The organism is Variovorax sp. FW301-JW7, assembly GCF_058788795.1.
The window spans coordinates 14,221-28,817 of record NZ_JBYTBC010000002.1 but is presented as its reverse complement, the minus strand read 5'-3'; the positions used below and the strand labels follow the sequence as shown (position 1 = coordinate 28,817).

The following is a 14,597-nucleotide window of genomic DNA, read 5'->3' as shown; positions in this document are numbered from 1 at the left end:
GCGCCGCTGCGCCTTCCCTCTTCAAAGGACACGCGCCATGACCACCCTTCAAAGCTACATCGCCGGCCGCTGGATCGGCCAGCAAGCCGCCCAATCGCTGCGCAGCGCCGTCAACGGCCAGGCCGTCGCGAGCACGCACGCCGAGGCCATCGACTTCGCCGAAGCGCTGGCACACGCGCGCCGCGTCGGCATCCCCGCGCTCATGAAGCTCGACTTCCAGCAGCGCGCCGAGCGCCTGAAGGCGCTGGCCAAGTACCTGGCCGCGAACAAGGAAGCGCTGTATGCCGTGTCGGCCCACACGGGTGCCACGCGCGCCGACGGCTGGATCGACATCGAGGGCGGCGCCGGCACGCTCAGCGCCTACGCCAGCATCGGCACCAACGAGCTGCCCTCGGGCAACCTCGTGCACGAAGGCCCGGCCTTCCCGCTGGGCAAGAAGGGCGGCTTCGCGGGCACGCACATCCTGGTGCCGCGCGGCGGCGTGGCGGTGCACATCAACGCCTTCAACTTCCCGGTGTGGGGCCTGCTCGAGAAGTTCGCGCCCAGCTTCCTGGCGGGCATGCCCTGCATCGGCAAGCCGGCCACGGCCACCAGCTACCTCACCGAGGCGCTGATGAAGCTCATCGTGCAGTCGGGCATCCTGCCCGAAGGCAGCCTGCAACTGGTGATCGGCAGCACGGGCGACCTGCTCGACCGCCTCGAAGGGCCCGACGTGGTCACCTTCACCGGCTCGGCCGACACCGCCGCCAAGCTGCGCGTGAACGCGAACCTGGTGCGCCAGTCGATCCCGTTCAATGCCGAGGCCGACTCGCTCAACTGCGCGATCCTCGCGCCCGACGTGACGCCCGACGACGAGGAGTTCGATCTCTTCGTGAAGGAGGTGGCGCGCGAGATGACCATCAAGGCCGGCCAGAAGTGCACCGCCATCCGCCGCGCGATCGTGCCGCGCCAGCACCTCGATGCGGTGGCCGAGAAGCTGCGCGCCCGCCTGGCCAAGACCGTCATCGGTGATCCGTCGCGCGAAGACGTGCGCATGGGCGCCCTCGCCTCGCGCGACCAGCAGGCCGACGTGGCCGAGCGCGTCGCCACGCTGCTGCAGGGCGCGGAGCTGGTGTACGGCGAACGCGACGGCTTCTCGCCGGTGGGCGACGGCGTGAGCGAAGGCGCGTTCTTCGCACCCACGCTGCTGCTGAGCCGCAAGCCGCTCGAACACGATGCGGCGCACGACGTCGAGGCCTTCGGCCCCGTCAGCACGCTCATGCCCTACGACGGCATCGACGAAGCGCTGGCGCTGGCCGCGCGCGGCAAGGGCAGCCTCGTGGGCACGCTGGTCACGCGCGACCCGGCCACCGCCGCCAAGGCCATCCCGGTCGCTGCCGCGTGGCACGGCCGCCTGCTGGTGCTCGACCGCGAGGCCGCCGCCGAATCGACCGGCCACGGCTCGCCGCTGCCGGTGTTGAAGCACGGCGGCCCGGGCCGCGCGGGCGGCGGCGAAGAGCTCGGCGGCCTGCGCGCCGTGAAGCACTACCTGCAGCGCGCTGCGCTGCAGGGCTCGCCCACCATGCTCGCAGCCGTGACCGGCGAGCACGTGCGCGGCGCCGCGCTGCGCGAGAGCGAGGTGCATCCCTTCCGCCGCTACTTCGAAGAACTGCGCATCGGCGATTCGCTGCTCACGCACCGCCGCACCGTGGGCGAGGCCGACATCGTCGCCTTCGGCGGCATCTCGGGCGACTACTTCTACATGCACTTCGACGAAGAGGCGGCCAAGGCCTCGCCCTTCGGCAAGCGCATCGCGCACGGCTACTTCGTGCTGTCGGCGGCCGCGGGCCTGTTCGTGTCGCCCTCGCCCGGCCCGGTGCTGGCCAACTACGGCCTGGACACGCTGCGCTTCGTCAAGCCCGTGGGCATCGGCGACACCATCCAGGCGCGCCTGACCTGCAAGCGCAAGATCGACCGCAACAAGAAGGACGCGAGCGGCCAGGGCCAGGGCGTGGTGGCCTGGGACGTGGAGGTGACCAACCAGCTCGGCGAGCTGGTCGCTAGCTACGATATCCTGACGCTCGTCTCCAAGAAACCAGCAACCCCTTGATGTTCGATCTCACAGGCAAAGTCGCGCTCGTTACCGGCGGCAACGGCGGCATCGGCCTCGGCATGGCGCAGGGCCTCGCGAAGGCCGGTGCCCGCGTCGTCATTGCGGCGCGCAATGCACAGAAGTCGGCCGCCGCGGTCGAATCGCTGAAGGCATTGGGCAGCGACAGCTTCGCGCTCGCGCTCGACGTGACCGACGAAGCCTCGGTGCAGAAGGCCTTCGACGAGGTCGCCGCGCGCTGCGGCCGGCTCGACATCCTCGTGAACAACGCCGGCACCACGGTGCGCAAGCCGGTCGACCAACTCGCGCTGGCCGAGTGGCACCAGGTGATGGACACCAACCTCACCAGCGCCTTCCTGTGCAGCCGCGCCGCGCACCCGCATCTGAAGGCCGCGGGCGGCGGCAAGATCATCAACATCGGCTCGATGATGTCGATCTTCGGCGCGCCCTACGCCCCGGCCTACGCCGCGAGCAAGGCCGGCATCGTGCAGCTCACCAAGTCGACCGCGCTCTCGTGGGCGGTCGACCAGATCCAGGTCAACGCCATCCTGCCGGGCTGGTTCGAGACCGAGCTGACCGACGGCGCACGCACCCAGATCCCGGGCCTGTACGAGCGCGTGAAGGCGCGCGCCGCCGCCGGCCGCTGGGGCCAGCCCTCGGACATCGCAGGCACCGCCGTGTTCCTGGCCAGCGCCGCCTCCGACTACGTGACCGGCACCGCCATCCCGGTCGACGGCGGGTTTTCGATCTCCGGCTGAGCCACACCGACCGCGCGGGGCCGTGTAAATTCGGCCGCCATGCTCTTCTGGTTCCAGCTCTTTCTTTTCGTCGCCGGCACGGCCGCGCTGCTGTACGTGTCGCGCGGGCCGCTGAGCCAGCCCGGCTCGCACGGCTTCTACCGCTTCTTCGCGTGGGAATGCATGCTGGTGCTGATCGTGCTGAACCTGCCGGTGTGGCATGTCGATCCGCTCTCGTTCACGCAGCTGCTCTCGTGCGTGCTGCTGGCGCTGTCGATCTGGCTGCCCATCCACGCGGTGCGATTGCTCAAGGCACACGGCAAGCCGAGTGAGGCGCGCAACGACGACCCGGCCCTGTACGGTTTTGAAAAGACCTCGGCGCTGGTGACCACCGGCGCCTTCCGCTACATCCGCCACCCGATGTACACGGCGCTGATGCTGCTGGCCTGGGGCGCGTTCCTCAAGCAGTTCACCTGGCTCACGCTGGCGCTGGTGCTCGCGGCCACGCTGTTCCTTTTTCTGACGGCGCTGCGCGACGAAAAGGAATGCCTCGCGCATTTCGGCGACGCCTACCGCGACTACATGCGCGGCACGCGGCGCTTCATTCCGTTCCTGCTGTGAGCGCGGCGCCGGCCCGGTAGCGCCGGCCGGCCCTGCCCCTTCCGCGCACCCCCGCTACCTTGCGGGACGCTGACCTGCACGATCAGGTTCCGTTCATGCGAGGCTCCTAGCATTCGCGCATGTTGCTCGCACGCATCCGCCGTCTCGCTCATGCCCATCGCCGGGCATGGTGGTTCGCGGCCCTGTTGCTGAGCCTGCTGCAGCCCTTCATCGCTGTGCATTTCAACTGCGACGGGCTCGAGGACGAACCGATGCTGCGGCTGCGCGGCGTCGGCGAGACGACGCAGTTCGAAGCGGACGACCGCGCGGACCACCCGTTCGACCGCGAGACCACGGTGTTCGCCCAGGGCCCCGCGGGCATTCATCTGCCCGACACGTTGAACCTGGGGCTGGACACGCTGCTGGCCCTGCTGCTGGCGCTGCTGCCGCTGGCCGTGGTGCTGATGCGGCGGGCGAAGCCGGCCGGCCGCAGAACACCCGAGCCCGTGCCGTGGCATGCCGGGGCGCCACCACCGTCCGCCCCCTGGCGGCGCCTGCCTCCCCCCGCCGCCCCGCCCTTCGCGACCTGAGAAACGGCGCCTCGCGCGCCGAGCGGCTGTGCTGCGCCCTGCGCGCGGCCGGCGCCCCCTCGTCTTTGTCGAAAGGTCCGACCATGTCCGCTTTCTCTTCGTGCGCGCATCGCCCTGCGTCCACCGTTGGCCGTGTGCCGAGCGAGGTGCCGCCTTGCACGCGCTGAACCTCGCCCTGCTGCAATGGCTCGCCGCCGGCGCGCAGCCCACGCCGTGGGTGCTGATGTGCGCCCGCGCGCTGGCGCTCGGCGGCAGCTGGCTGTGCGCCGCCGTCGCGCTCGCGATGCTGTGGCGTCGGCCCGACGACCGCGCCTACCTGGTCGCGGTCGCGCTGCTGGCCGGGCTGGCCTCGATGCTGTCGCACGCCATTGCGCTGCGGCTGAACGTGCCGCGCCCCTTCGCGCAGGGGCTGGTGCCGGCCTACATCACGCACGCGGTCAACGGCTCGCTGCCGAGCACGCATGCCAGCGTGATGTTCACGGTCGCGCTGGCCTTCCTGGCGCGCACCGGCCTGCGCGCGATCGGCGTGCCGCTGTTCCTGCTGGCCGCCGCGACGGGCTGGGGCCGCGTCTACACCGGGGTTCATTTCCCGTTCGACATCGCGGCCGGCCTGCTGCTGGCCGCCGCGCTCGTCGGCGCGCTGGGCACCGCGCAGTGGCTGGCCCACCGCGCGGCCGTGCGCGCCGCCACCCGTGCGACAGCTTCCGCCTGGAGACCCTCATGACCGCCAGCTCGACCCTGCACCCGGACACCGATGCCACGGCCACGGCCGCCCCCTCGCCGCGGAGCGTCGACCCCGACACGCCGCCGCCCGGCGCGCGCAGCCTCTCGTGCGTGATCCCCTGCTTCAACGAGGGCGCCAACCTGCGCCACCTGCTGCCGCTGCTCGAAGACGTGCTGTGGGCCACGCGGATGCACTGGGAAATCATCGTGGTCGACGACGGCAGCACCGACGACACCGCCGCCGTGGCCGAGGCCTGGTGCGACCTGTCGGGCTTTCGCTGCATTTCGCTGTCGCGCAACTTCGGCAAGGAGGCCGCACTCACCGCGGGCCTGGTGGCGGCCGGCGGCGATGCGGTGGTGCTGCTCGACGGCGACCTGCAGCACGCGCCCGAACTCATCCACGACATGCTCGCGCAGTGGCGCGCCGGCGCCGAGGTGGTCTACGCGGTGCGCGAGGCGCGCCATGACGAGAGCCGCTTCAAGCAGCTCGGCAGCCGCCTGTTCTACCGGCTCATGAACGACTCGGACCGCTTCTCGGTGCCCAAGGACGCGGGCGACTTCCGCCTGATGGACCGCAAGGTGGTCGACGCGCTGAAGAGCCTGCCCGAGCGCAGCCGCTTCATGAAGGGCCTGTACGCGTGGGTCGGGTTCCGCGCCGTGGCGCTGCCCTACACGCCGGCCCCGCGCGCGCAGGGCGCCAGCAGCTTCAATGCGCGTCGGCTCGTGAGCCTGGCGATCGACGGGCTCACCGCCTTCACCACCTGGCCGCTGCGCATGGTGAGCGTGGTCGGCCTGCTGTTCGCGGTGCCGGCGCTGTCGTACGGCATCTTCGTGGCCATCGACCACCTCTTGTTCGGCAACGACGTCTCCGGCTGGACCACCATCGTGGTGAGCCTGATGTTCTTCATCGGCATCCAGATGATCTCGACCGGCATCGTCGGCGAGTACATCGCGCGCATCTACGAGGAGGCCAAGGGCCGGCCGCTGTACGTGGTGCGCCAGGAGCGCGGAACCGGCCTCGGGGCCGGGCAGCCATGACACCGCGCACGACCACGACCACGCCCGCCTGGTGGACCGCGCCGCAGCCGCTGTGGCTCATCGCGGGGATCTTTGCCTGGCTGCTCATCACGGCCTGGGCCCGGCCGCTGATGGCGCCCGACGAAGGCCGCTACGTCGGCATCGCGCTGGGCATGCTGCACTCCGGCGACTGGCTCGTGCCACGGCTGGACGGCCTGCCCTTCTTCCACAAGCCGCCACTGTTCTACTGGATCGGCGCCGCCGCGATGGCGGTGGCCGGGCCGGTGGAATGGGCCGCGCGGCTGCCGTCCGTGCTGGGCGCGGGCATCGCGGCCTCGGCGCTGTTCCTGTTCCTGCGCCGCTGGTCGACGGTGCGGCTGGCGCTGCTGTCCACCGTGGTGCTCGTCACCACGCCCTTCTTCTTCCTGGGCGCGCAGTTCGCCAACCTGGACATGCTGGTGGCCGGCTGCATCTCGGGCACCGTGCTGTTCGGCGCCGGCGCCGTGCTGGCGCGGGAGCGCGAGGAACCGTGGCGCGGCCTGCTGGCGGGCGCCTACCTGCTGGCGGCGGCGGGGCTGCTGGCCAAGGGGCTCATCGGCCTGCTGCTGCCCGCGCTGGTGCTGCTGGCCTGGTGCGCGGTGACGCGCAAGGCGGTGGTGCTGCGCCTGGCCGTGTGGCTGCCGGGCTGGGCGATCCTGCTCGCGGTGGCCGGCCCGTGGTTCGTCGCGATGCAGATGAAGTACCCCGAGTTCTTCGACTACTTCGTGATCACCCAGCACTTCCGCCGCTTCGCGTCCTCGGGCTTCAACAACGAGCACGGCATGTGGTTCTACCTGCCGGTGCTGGCGGCCCTCACGCTGCCGTGGTTCGCCTGGGCCCTGGTGCCGCGCGGGCGCGACGCGGCGGCGCCGCGCACGCGCTTCTCCGACATCGACTGGCTCATGTGGATCTGGCTCGTGGTCATCGTCGGCTTCTTCTCGCTGCCGCGCTCCAAGCTGGTCGGCTACGTGCTGCCGGCGCTGCCGCCGCTGGCCTGCCTGATCGCACAGCGCGTGCTCGCGGGCCGCGTGCCCGACACGCTGCTGCCCAAGGTCCGCGCGACGGCCCTGGCGTCGGCCCTCGTGTGCATCGCCTGCGTGGCCGGCCTGGCGCTCTACGCACGGCCGCCGGGCACGATGCTGCGGCTGCCCGAGGGCCAGGCCGTGGCGGCCGGCGACCAGGTGCTGATGCTCGACAGCTACCTCTACGAGATCCCGTTCTACTGGAAGCTGCGCACGCCGGTGCGGATCGCGGACGACTGGAAAGCCGCCGCCACCGACACGCGCGACAACTGGCGCAAGGAGATCGCGGACGCGGCCCGCTTCGACCCCGCGCGCGCCGCCGACCTGCTGGTCGACCGCACGCAGCTGGCCGCCGCGCTGTGCACGCCGCGCACCACCTGGCTGGTGGGCCCGAGCAACGCGCAGCTTGCCCACCCGTGGCTCGCGCGGGCCCGGCTGGTCGCCTTCACCCCGGCCGTCGCGGCCTGGCGCTTCCCGGGCAGCGCCACGGGCGACGCGCAGTGCCTGGGCCTCCCGCCGGCGGCCCCGGCCAGCGCCAATGACTGACATGCGCACCCCCACCGCCCCGTCCCGCAGCCTGTGCATCTGCGCCGACGACTTCGGCCTGAGCGCCGGCGTGAACGCGGCCGTCATCGACCTGGCGGAGCGAGGCATCGTCTCGGCCACCAGCTGCATGGTGCGCCGCCGCGCCTGGCTGGCCGGCGCACGGGCACTGCTGCGCATCGACGCCGGCGCCTTCGACGCCGGCCTGCACCTGGACCTCACGCGGCCCGAGGTCTCCGGCGGCCCCGAGCCGGCCCTGACCGGGCTGGTGGCACGCACCTGGACGCGCACGGCCTTCGCCCCGGGGCTGCGCGCCGACATCCGCGACCAGTTCACCCGCTTCGAGGACGCCATGCACCGCGCGCCCGCCTTCGTCGACGGGCACCGCCACGTGCACCAGCTGCCGATGGTGCGCGAGCTGCTGGTGGAAGAGATCGTGCGGCGCTACGGCGCGTCGCCGCCGTGGCTGCGCCACACGGCGCCGGGCCCGGGCCGGGGCACCGAGCGGCTGAAGGCCGGCCTCATCCATGCGCTGGGCGCCGCGGGCCTGTCGGCGCTGGCCCGCCGCCACGGCATTCCCACGAGCCGCCGCCTGCTCGGCGTGTACGACTTCGAGGGCGACATGGAAGACCACCGGCAGCGCCTCACGGCATGGATCGCGGCGAGCGAGACGGGCGATGTGCTCATGTGCCACCCCTCCGCCGGCCTGACGCCGGGCGACCCGATCGGCCCCGCGCGGCTGCGCGAGTACGCGGTGCTGCGCGACCTGGCGTTTCCGGTGCGGGATGCCGACGGTGCCGGCGAGGTGGTGCTGGCGCCGCTGTCGCACTGGCTCGGCGCGCTCCCGGTCGAGGTGCCGCACCCGGCCGCGGCTTGAACAGCTACGGCTTGTCGGGCGTCGTCCCGGTGCCTTCGCCTCGCGCGCCCCACCAGGCGGCAAGGACCAGCCCGCCCTGGCGCACCAGCAGCACCGCCATGACCACGAGCACGGCCCGCGAGGCCACGTAGCCCGCGATGCCGAGCAGCGTGCCCGGCAGCGGCTTGGCCGCCCAGAAGATGACCCAGGTCGCCAGGCCGGCCATCGCCAGCCCGCCGAAGATCAGCATCACGCCACCCACCATCCACGTGAGGATCGCGAGCCGCGCGGCCAGGCCGGTCAGGCGGTCGGCGCCGGGCCAGTCGCGCCAGGTCCACAGCGCCGCCAGGCCCAGCGACCCCATCATGGCCACCAGCAGCCCCATGAGGCTGTAGCCGACGACGGTGATGACTGGGTTCAGGTCCGGCATGCCGGCTACGGTGTCACGCGCGGCAGCGCCTTCGCATCGACCGCCTCGCCATCGACGATGAAGTGCCCGCCCGCCACGTGGTGCAGCGTGCGCAGTTCGTCGTGTCCTTCGAAATGCCAGCGCCCTTCGGAGAACACGCGCGCGTCGGCCTGCGCCGCGATCACCTCGCCCAGGAACAGGTCGTAGCGCTGCTGGATCGGCGGCTCGGGCAGCAGCCGGCATTCGAGCCAGGCCGCGCAGCCTTCGAGCAGCGGCACGCCGGTGGCCTCGCCCGCGAAGGTCGAGAGGCCGTAGGCGGCGAACTTGTCGCTGCCGTCGCGCTCGGCGATCTCGCGGCCCGAGCTGTTGCCCAGCGCCTCGGTCAGGTCGAGCTGCGCGCGCGTGGGCACCTGCAGTGCGAAGGTGCCCGCGCCTTCGAGCAGCACGCGCGTCCAGGTGCTCTTGTCGAGCACGACCGCCACCTTGGGCGGATCGAAGTCCAGCGGCATGGCCCAGGCCGCGGCCATGATGTTGCGCCGGCCGTCGTGCGCAGCGCTCACGAGGACGGTCGGGCCGTGGTTCAGCAGGCGGTAGGCCTTGGCCAGCGGAACCGGCCGGCGGTGAGAGGCGTTCATGCGCGTGGAATGAAGGTGACGACGACGGGGCGCCAGCCTAACAAATCGGCCGGCACGCGTCGCGTCGTCGTGTTCAGGCCTCGGCTTCCGGCGGCGGCAGCCGGCGCACCGCCACGGTCCGGATTCGCTGCGCATCGACCTCGGTCACCACGAACTCGTACCCGTCGTGCACCCACGTCGCCTTCGCGGGCGGCAGACCGCCGAAGCGCACCAGCAGGAAGCCCGCCACCGAGGTGTAGCTGTCGTCGTCGCTCACGAGGCCATGGGTCTGCAGCGCCTGTTCGAGCAGGTGCAGGTCCGCGCTGCCCGACACGGTCCACGCATCGGATGCGGTCTGCAGGATCTCCAGGGTCTCGTCCTCGTCGGGGAACTCGCCGGCGATCGCCTCCAGCACGTCGATGGGCGTGACCACGCCGGTCAGCGTGCCGTGCTCGTCGTTGACCAGCGCGAGCTGCCCGCGCGCGCCGCGCAGCGTGTCGATGAGCTTGATCACGGTGGTCGACTCGGGCACGTAGATCGGCGTGCGCAGGCCGCCGCGCTCGTCGATCTTTCCGTCGCGCAGCAGGTGGCCCAGCAGGTCCTTCGCGCGGGCCACGCCCACCACGTCGTCCAGCGAGCCGCGGCACACCGGAAAGATGCCGTGCGGCGTGTCGAGCAGCTGCTCGCGCACCGCGTCGGGTTCGTCGTTCAGGTCGACCCACGAGATGTCGGTGCGCGGCGTCATCACCGAGCGCACGTTGCGCTCGGCCAGCGACAGCACGCCGCTGACCATGTTGCGCTCCGCCACGGCGAAGGCCGGCTGCGCCGCCAGCGCCGCGTCGGGCGCGCCGCCCGCCGGCACCGGCTCGCCGGGCGCCCGGCCGCCGAGCAGCCGGAGGATGGATTCGGCCGTGCGGTCGCGCAGCGGCCGGCGGGCCTCGTGCCGCAGCGCATTGCGCTTGGCCCACTGGTTCAGCGCCTCGATCATCACGGAGAAGCCGATGGCGCCGTACAGGTAGCCCTTCGGAATGTGGAAGCCCAGGCCCTCGGCCACCAGGCTCAGGCCGATCATCAGCAGGAAGCTCAGGCACAGCACCACCACCGTCGGGTGCGCGTTGACGAAACGCGTGAGCGGCTTCGATGCCCACAGCATGATGCCGATGGAAATGACGACGGCCGCCATCATCACCGGCAGGTGCTCCACCATGCCCACGGCGGTGATCACCGCGTCGAGCGAGAACACGGCGTCGAGCACCACGATCTGCGTGACCACCAGCGCGAAGCCCGCATACACGGTCGAGCCGCTGGCCGTGTGCGTCACACCTTCCAGCCGCTCGTGCAGCTCGGAAGTGGCCTTGAACAGCAGGAACAGGCCGCCCAGCAGCAGGATCAGGTCACGACCCGAGAAGCCCTGGCCGAACACGCTGAACAGCGGCGTGGTCAGCGTGACCAGCCACGAGACGATCGACAGCAGCGCCAGCCGCATGAAGAGCGCCAGGCCCAAGCCGATCCGCCGCGCCCGGTCGCGCTGGTGCGGCGGCAGCTTCTCCGCGAGGATCGCGATGAAGATCAGGTTGTCGATGCCCAGCACGATCTCCAGGACGACCAGCGTCAGGAGGCCGATCCAGGCGGTCGGGTCGGTGAGGAGTTCAATCATGGAAGGCGCGCGGGCAACGGGTGCGGCCCGGCATGGCGCGGGCCATGTCGGGCGACAGTGCAAAGACGGGGAGGACGTGCGCTGCGAATGCGTGGTTGGCAACGCAGCGGTGCAGGCGAAAGCTGGCGCAGGCCAGCGACCTACTGGGAGGCTCTGAAGAGGATGTCACCCCTGCAGTCTATCGAACCCTTTTTTGACGCCCCGCTGCCAAGGGGCTTTCAGCCCCTGCGGCTCAGCGGTAGGCGTCGCACAGCGCGAGGTACTCGTCGCCCGAAATCTCCAGCGCGGTCGCGCGGCGCAGCACGCGCGCCTTCGGCTTGGGCAGGTCGGTCCTGATCTGGATCTGCTTGCCGATGGGAATGCCCATGTAGTCCTGGTTGACCCAGATGTTCTCGACGATGTTGGGCCACGGCAGCAGCAGGCCGTTCTCGAAGGTCAGGCCCTGGTGGCCGATGACGAAGGCCGGCGTGCCGATGTTGGCCAGCGTGCGGATGCACTTGACCGCCAGCCACGCGGCCAGCAGGCCGAAGCCCGCCGCGATGAGGATGCCGATGTTCTTGTCCTGCGCGCGAATGCACAGCACGGCGAGCACGACCGCGACCACCACCCAGAGCGTGGCACCGGCGATCAGCCGCGTGCGGGAGTAGAAGACGGGGCGGTCCTGGCGGGTTTTTTCCTGTTGGCGGGCGGAGCTGTAGATTTCCATTTTTTTGAGTCGCTGTACTTTGGAGATTGAAAAGAAAAAGAAGAAGGGTCAGGCCGACGGCAGGCGCTGCATGAGGCACACCATCAGCACCGGCTCGTTGTCGATCTTGGAGCGATCGATCTTGCGGGTCTTGCCGTTGGCGACGATGAGCAGGTGCTCGTCGACGTCCATCGCTTCGGCGTCCGATTGCGTGCGGATGGTGTCGATGCTCGACCACGCGATGAGCTGGCCCTTGTGCACCAGCCCTTCGGCATTCAGCGCCAGCGCACCGAAGGGCACGGTGTCGCCCGCATGCAGGCGCCGCTCGACGTCGTGCCGCAGCACCTCGCCCACGGCTTCTTCCACTTCAGCGACGAGCGCGTACGGGTCGTCCCACAGGTCGAGCCGCAGGCGCAGCGTCTGGCCGTCGCGGGTGGTGAGCAGCAGGTGGTTGCGGTTGTGGCGGTGGCGCAGCCGCGTCACGTCGGCAAAAGCGATGGTCTGCGTGCCCAACTGCAGGCCGTGCGCGGTCAGCGTCAGTACTGGTGGGGTGCGCAGCCACGCGAAGAAGTCGCTGCCCTTCCAGCCGATCAGGTAGATCGCGGCCGGGATCGCCAGCACCAGCACGAAGAAGGCGCCCTTGTAGCGCACGAAGTCCGGCGTGATGAGGTACGGAAGGATGTATATCTTTGCCGGCACCAGCACCATGGCGCAGAAGACATAGATCGCGGCCAGGCCGGCCAGCACACAGTAGAACGCGTAGCGCGGAAAGATGCGGTCGTGACGAAGGGGCATGTGAAGCAAATACCCAATGCGTCGACAACGGGCGGGGTGACGTGGAGCTGGATTGCGCGCACGACCATACCAGCGGGAAGCGTCGCTCTCGAGGCCAAGCAGGCCTCAAGGCATCTTTTTTTTGAACAAGCAACGCCTGCCGCGAAGCCCGTTAACCGAGAAGATGTAAGTTTGATGCCCGCTTCGACACAACCGCTGCTTAAGCATTCATGGCAACTTTGCAAGCAGCGCGCGGTGTGCCGCCAGTGCGCGCCCGCGCATCGGGGCCTGCGCGTCGCGGCCCGTGAGCGGACCGAAGCGCGTGTCTTTCGACACGGCCGCCACCGCATCGCGCAGGCAGCGGTGCGCCGGGTCCACCTCGTCGCGCGGATGCCAGGCCTGCAGCACCTGCTCGGGCGGCACGGCCACCGGCAGCTTGAACATCGACAGGCCGAGGCTCGCGGCCACGGTGCGCGCGAGCGGCTCGGGCACGCAGGCCACCAGCGACGAACGCGCGGCGGCCATCAGCGCACCATAGGCGCTGGGCACGGTCAATGCGATCTGCCGCGCACAACCTTGTGCCGCGAGCAGGCTGTCGAGGGGCTCGACGGACCTGGCGCGCCGCGTGACCGCCACATGCTGCTGGGCCGCCAGGCGCTTGGGCGTGACGCGCGCCTTGAGCAGTTCATGCCCCGCCCCGACCACGCCGACGATGCGTTGCGCGTACAGCAACTCGCTGCGCACCTCCGGCCCCTTGTCAGGCAGCGTGCCCACGTCGAGGTCGATGCGCCCTTCGCGCAAGGCCATCGCATCGCTGTCGCTTTCCGGCACGAAGCGCAGGCGTGCCAATGGCATGTCGCGCCGCAGCGCGGCCAGCAAGGTGGCGCCGTAGACGATGCCCATGCCTTCGGGCGCGCGCACCGTGAACTCGCGCGTCACGCGCGCCAGCGGCACGCCGCCGTCGGGCTGCATCAGCAGGCGCGCGTCGGCAATCAGGCGGCGCACCGGATCGCGCAACGCCACCGCACGCGGCGTGGGCACCAGCTTGCGGCCGGCCCGCACGAGGATCGGATCGCCCAGCGCCTCGCGGATGCGCGCGAGCGTGTGGCTCATGGCCGGCGCGCTCAGGTGCATGCGCTCGGCCGCCGCGCTCACGCTGCCGGTGCTCAACAGCGCGTCGAGTGCGGCCAGCAGGTTCAGGTCCATGGAATTCATTTGGTGCAGGTCATTGCTTTGAACAATGCACTGTACAGACGCCTCGCGCGGGTTGAAACTTCGCGCCCTTCCACCCCTTGCACCCCTTGCACCACCGGAGCCCCCGCCTTGAATCCTTCCTCGCAAGCCAGCCGCACCGCCCTCGCCACCGCGCTCATGCGCGCCATCCATGCGCGCAGCGCGCCCGCGCCGCTGCTGGACGACCCGTGGGGCGAGCGCCTGGTGCCGGACAGCGTGCGCGCCGCCTTCCTCGAACGCGCGCTGGCACGGCGCGACGCCACCTCGACAGGCTCGCCCGACACAGCGCTCGACGACGCGATGCGCGCCAACGCCGCCTACCCCGACGTGATCCTGCGTTCGCGCTACACGGAAGACGCGCTGAAGGACGCGGTCGCGCGCGGCGTCGACCAGTACGTGCTGATCGGCGCGGGCTTCGACAGCTTCGTGTGCCGCATCCCCGAGTGGGCGCAGGGCCTGGCCATCTACGAGGTCGACCACCCGGCCACGCAGCAGCTGAAACGCCAGCGCCTGCAAGCCTGTGGCGTGCCGCCTTCCCCCTCGGTGCATTTCGTCGCGGCGGACCTGTCGGTCGAAGACCTTGCCGCTGCGCTCGCGCGCACGCCCTTCGATGCGACGCGGCCCGCCTTCTTCGCGTGGCTGGGCGTCACCGTGTACCTCACGCGGGAGGCCAACCTGGCGGCGCTGCGCGCCATCGCCGGCTGCGGGCCAGAGGGCAGCGAGCTGGTCTTCACCTACATCGACGAGGCGGCACTGCGCCCCGATGCGGCGGGCAACGCCGCGTTCCAGCGGCTGCGCAGCGAGGTGTCGTCGGTCGGCGAAGACTTCCTGTCGGGCTTCGATCCGGCGACGCTGGGCGCGCTGCTGCGGGACACGGGCTTTGCGCTGCAGGAGGACCTCGACGGCCACCAGGCGCTGGCGCGCTACGACCCCGCGGGCCGCAACGGCTTGCAGCCCGCCGGCGCCGCGCACGTCGCGCGCGCCGTCAGGTTCCGGTCCGCCTGACGCT

General features: G+C 70.8%; 15 protein-coding genes. 9 read left to right on the top strand and 6 right to left on the bottom strand.

Features of this window, described 5'->3' with window-relative positions; genetic code table 11:
• The first annotated feature begins 37 nt into the window (after window positions 1-37).
• From paaZ to AC3WQM_RS05040, 8 genes are all read left to right on the top strand, one after another.
• Window positions 38-2,089 (top strand): phenylacetic acid degradation bifunctional protein PaaZ, encoded by a 2,052-nt coding sequence (gene paaZ, locus AC3WQM_RS05075; RefSeq protein ID WP_492677217.1) that lies wholly within the window; start codon window positions 38-40, stop codon window positions 2,087-2,089.
• Window positions 2,089-2,847 carry an SDR family NAD(P)-dependent oxidoreductase gene (locus tag AC3WQM_RS05070; protein ID WP_492677216.1) on the top strand — a complete coding sequence of 253 codons (759 nt, stop codon included), beginning with the start codon at window positions 2,089-2,091 and terminating at the stop codon, window positions 2,845-2,847. Before paaZ ends, AC3WQM_RS05070 begins: the two co-directional genes overlap by 1 nt.
• 39 nt (window positions 2,848-2,886) lie before the next feature.
• Window positions 2,887-3,447, top strand: a complete 561-nt coding sequence (locus tag AC3WQM_RS05065) for a methyltransferase family protein (RefSeq protein ID WP_492677215.1) — start codon at window positions 2,887-2,889, stop codon at window positions 3,445-3,447.
• A 119-nt stretch (window positions 3,448-3,566) separates the two neighbouring features.
• Window positions 3,567-4,016, top strand: a complete 450-nt coding sequence (locus AC3WQM_RS05060; RefSeq protein ID WP_492677214.1) for a hypothetical protein — start codon at window positions 3,567-3,569, stop codon at window positions 4,014-4,016.
• Window positions 4,017-4,170: 154 nt separating this feature from the next.
• Window positions 4,171-4,740, top strand: coding sequence for a phosphatase PAP2 family protein (locus AC3WQM_RS05055; protein ID WP_492677213.1), 570 nt, complete (start codon window positions 4,171-4,173; stop codon window positions 4,738-4,740).
• A complete protein-coding gene (locus AC3WQM_RS05050) occupies window positions 4,737-5,777 on the top strand; it encodes a glycosyltransferase family 2 protein (protein ID WP_492677212.1) in 1,041 nt (346 codons plus the stop codon). Before AC3WQM_RS05055 ends, AC3WQM_RS05050 begins: the two co-directional genes overlap by 4 nt.
• A complete protein-coding gene (locus AC3WQM_RS05045; protein WP_492677211.1) occupies window positions 5,774-7,363 on the top strand; it encodes an ArnT family glycosyltransferase in 1,590 nt (529 codons plus the stop codon). The genes AC3WQM_RS05050 and AC3WQM_RS05045 overlap by 4 nt, the downstream gene beginning before the upstream one ends.
• Before the next feature lies 1 nt (window position 7,364).
• Window positions 7,365-8,237, top strand: coding sequence for a ChbG/HpnK family deacetylase (locus AC3WQM_RS05040; protein WP_492677210.1), 873 nt, complete (start codon window positions 7,365-7,367; stop codon window positions 8,235-8,237).
• A 4-nt stretch (window positions 8,238-8,241) separates the two neighbouring features.
• Here the strand turns inward: AC3WQM_RS05040 and AC3WQM_RS05035 are convergent, their stop codons facing one another.
• From AC3WQM_RS05035 to AC3WQM_RS05010, 6 genes are all read right to left on the bottom strand, one after another.
• Window positions 8,242-8,646, bottom strand: a complete 405-nt coding sequence (locus tag AC3WQM_RS05035; protein WP_492677209.1) for a hypothetical protein — start codon at window positions 8,644-8,646, stop codon at window positions 8,242-8,244.
• Window positions 8,647-8,651: 5 nt separating this feature from the next.
• On the bottom strand, window positions 8,652-9,260 hold the full coding sequence (locus tag AC3WQM_RS05030; RefSeq protein WP_489059893.1) for a flavin reductase family protein: 609 nt from the start codon (window positions 9,258-9,260) through the stop codon (window positions 8,652-8,654).
• A gap of 73 nt (window positions 9,261-9,333) precedes the next feature.
• Complete coding sequence (locus AC3WQM_RS05025) at window positions 9,334-10,893, bottom strand: TerC family protein (RefSeq protein WP_492677920.1); 1,560 nt, start codon at window positions 10,891-10,893, stop codon at window positions 9,334-9,336.
• 235 nt (window positions 10,894-11,128) lie between these two features.
• Window positions 11,129-11,602: a hypothetical protein gene (locus AC3WQM_RS05020; protein ID WP_492677208.1), complete on the bottom strand. Its 474-nt coding sequence runs from the start codon at window positions 11,600-11,602 to the stop codon at window positions 11,129-11,131.
• Between the two features lie 48 nt (window positions 11,603-11,650).
• Complete coding sequence (locus AC3WQM_RS05015) at window positions 11,651-12,376, bottom strand: hypothetical protein (RefSeq protein ID WP_492677207.1); 726 nt, start codon at window positions 12,374-12,376, stop codon at window positions 11,651-11,653.
• A gap of 207 nt (window positions 12,377-12,583) precedes the next feature.
• Complete coding sequence (locus AC3WQM_RS05010; RefSeq protein WP_492677206.1) at window positions 12,584-13,561, bottom strand: LysR family transcriptional regulator; 978 nt, start codon at window positions 13,559-13,561, stop codon at window positions 12,584-12,586.
• Between the two features lie 117 nt (window positions 13,562-13,678).
• Here AC3WQM_RS05010 and AC3WQM_RS05005 point away from each other — a divergent pair, with 117 nt between their 5' ends.
• On the top strand, window positions 13,679-14,593 hold the full coding sequence (locus AC3WQM_RS05005) for a class I SAM-dependent methyltransferase (RefSeq protein ID WP_492677205.1): 915 nt from the start codon (window positions 13,679-13,681) through the stop codon (window positions 14,591-14,593).
• Window positions 14,594-14,597: the final 4 nt, after the last annotated feature.

Excerpts from the sequence above, each read along its gene's own strand:
- AC3WQM_RS05020 (WP_492677208.1), bottom strand. The coding sequence starts at position 11,602 with ATGGAAATCTACAGCTCCGCCCGCCAACAGGAAAAAACCCGCCAGGAC.
- AC3WQM_RS05040 (WP_492677210.1), top strand. The coding sequence starts at position 7,365 with ATGCGCACCCCCACCGCCCCGTCCCGCAGCCTGTGCATCTGCGCCGAC.
- paaZ (WP_492677217.1), top strand. The coding sequence starts at position 38 with ATGACCACCCTTCAAAGCTACATCGCCGGCCGCTGGATCGGCCAGCAA.
- AC3WQM_RS05035 (WP_492677209.1), bottom strand. The coding sequence starts at position 8,646 with ATGCCGGACCTGAACCCAGTCATCACCGTCGTCGGCTACAGCCTCATG.
- AC3WQM_RS05045 (WP_492677211.1), top strand. The coding sequence starts at position 5,774 with ATGACACCGCGCACGACCACGACCACGCCCGCCTGGTGGACCGCGCCG.
- AC3WQM_RS05010 (WP_492677206.1), bottom strand. The coding sequence starts at position 13,561 with ATGGACCTGAACCTGCTGGCCGCACTCGACGCGCTGTTGAGCACCGGC.
- AC3WQM_RS05060 (WP_492677214.1), top strand. The coding sequence starts at position 3,567 with ATGTTGCTCGCACGCATCCGCCGTCTCGCTCATGCCCATCGCCGGGCA.
- AC3WQM_RS05065 (WP_492677215.1), top strand. The coding sequence starts at position 2,887 with ATGCTCTTCTGGTTCCAGCTCTTTCTTTTCGTCGCCGGCACGGCCGCG.
- AC3WQM_RS05015 (WP_492677207.1), bottom strand. The coding sequence starts at position 12,376 with ATGCCCCTTCGTCACGACCGCATCTTTCCGCGCTACGCGTTCTACTGT.
- AC3WQM_RS05030 (WP_489059893.1), bottom strand. The coding sequence starts at position 9,260 with ATGAACGCCTCTCACCGCCGGCCGGTTCCGCTGGCCAAGGCCTACCGC.
- AC3WQM_RS05070 (WP_492677216.1), top strand. The coding sequence starts at position 2,089 with ATGTTCGATCTCACAGGCAAAGTCGCGCTCGTTACCGGCGGCAACGGC.
- AC3WQM_RS05050 (WP_492677212.1), top strand. The coding sequence starts at position 4,737 with ATGACCGCCAGCTCGACCCTGCACCCGGACACCGATGCCACGGCCACG.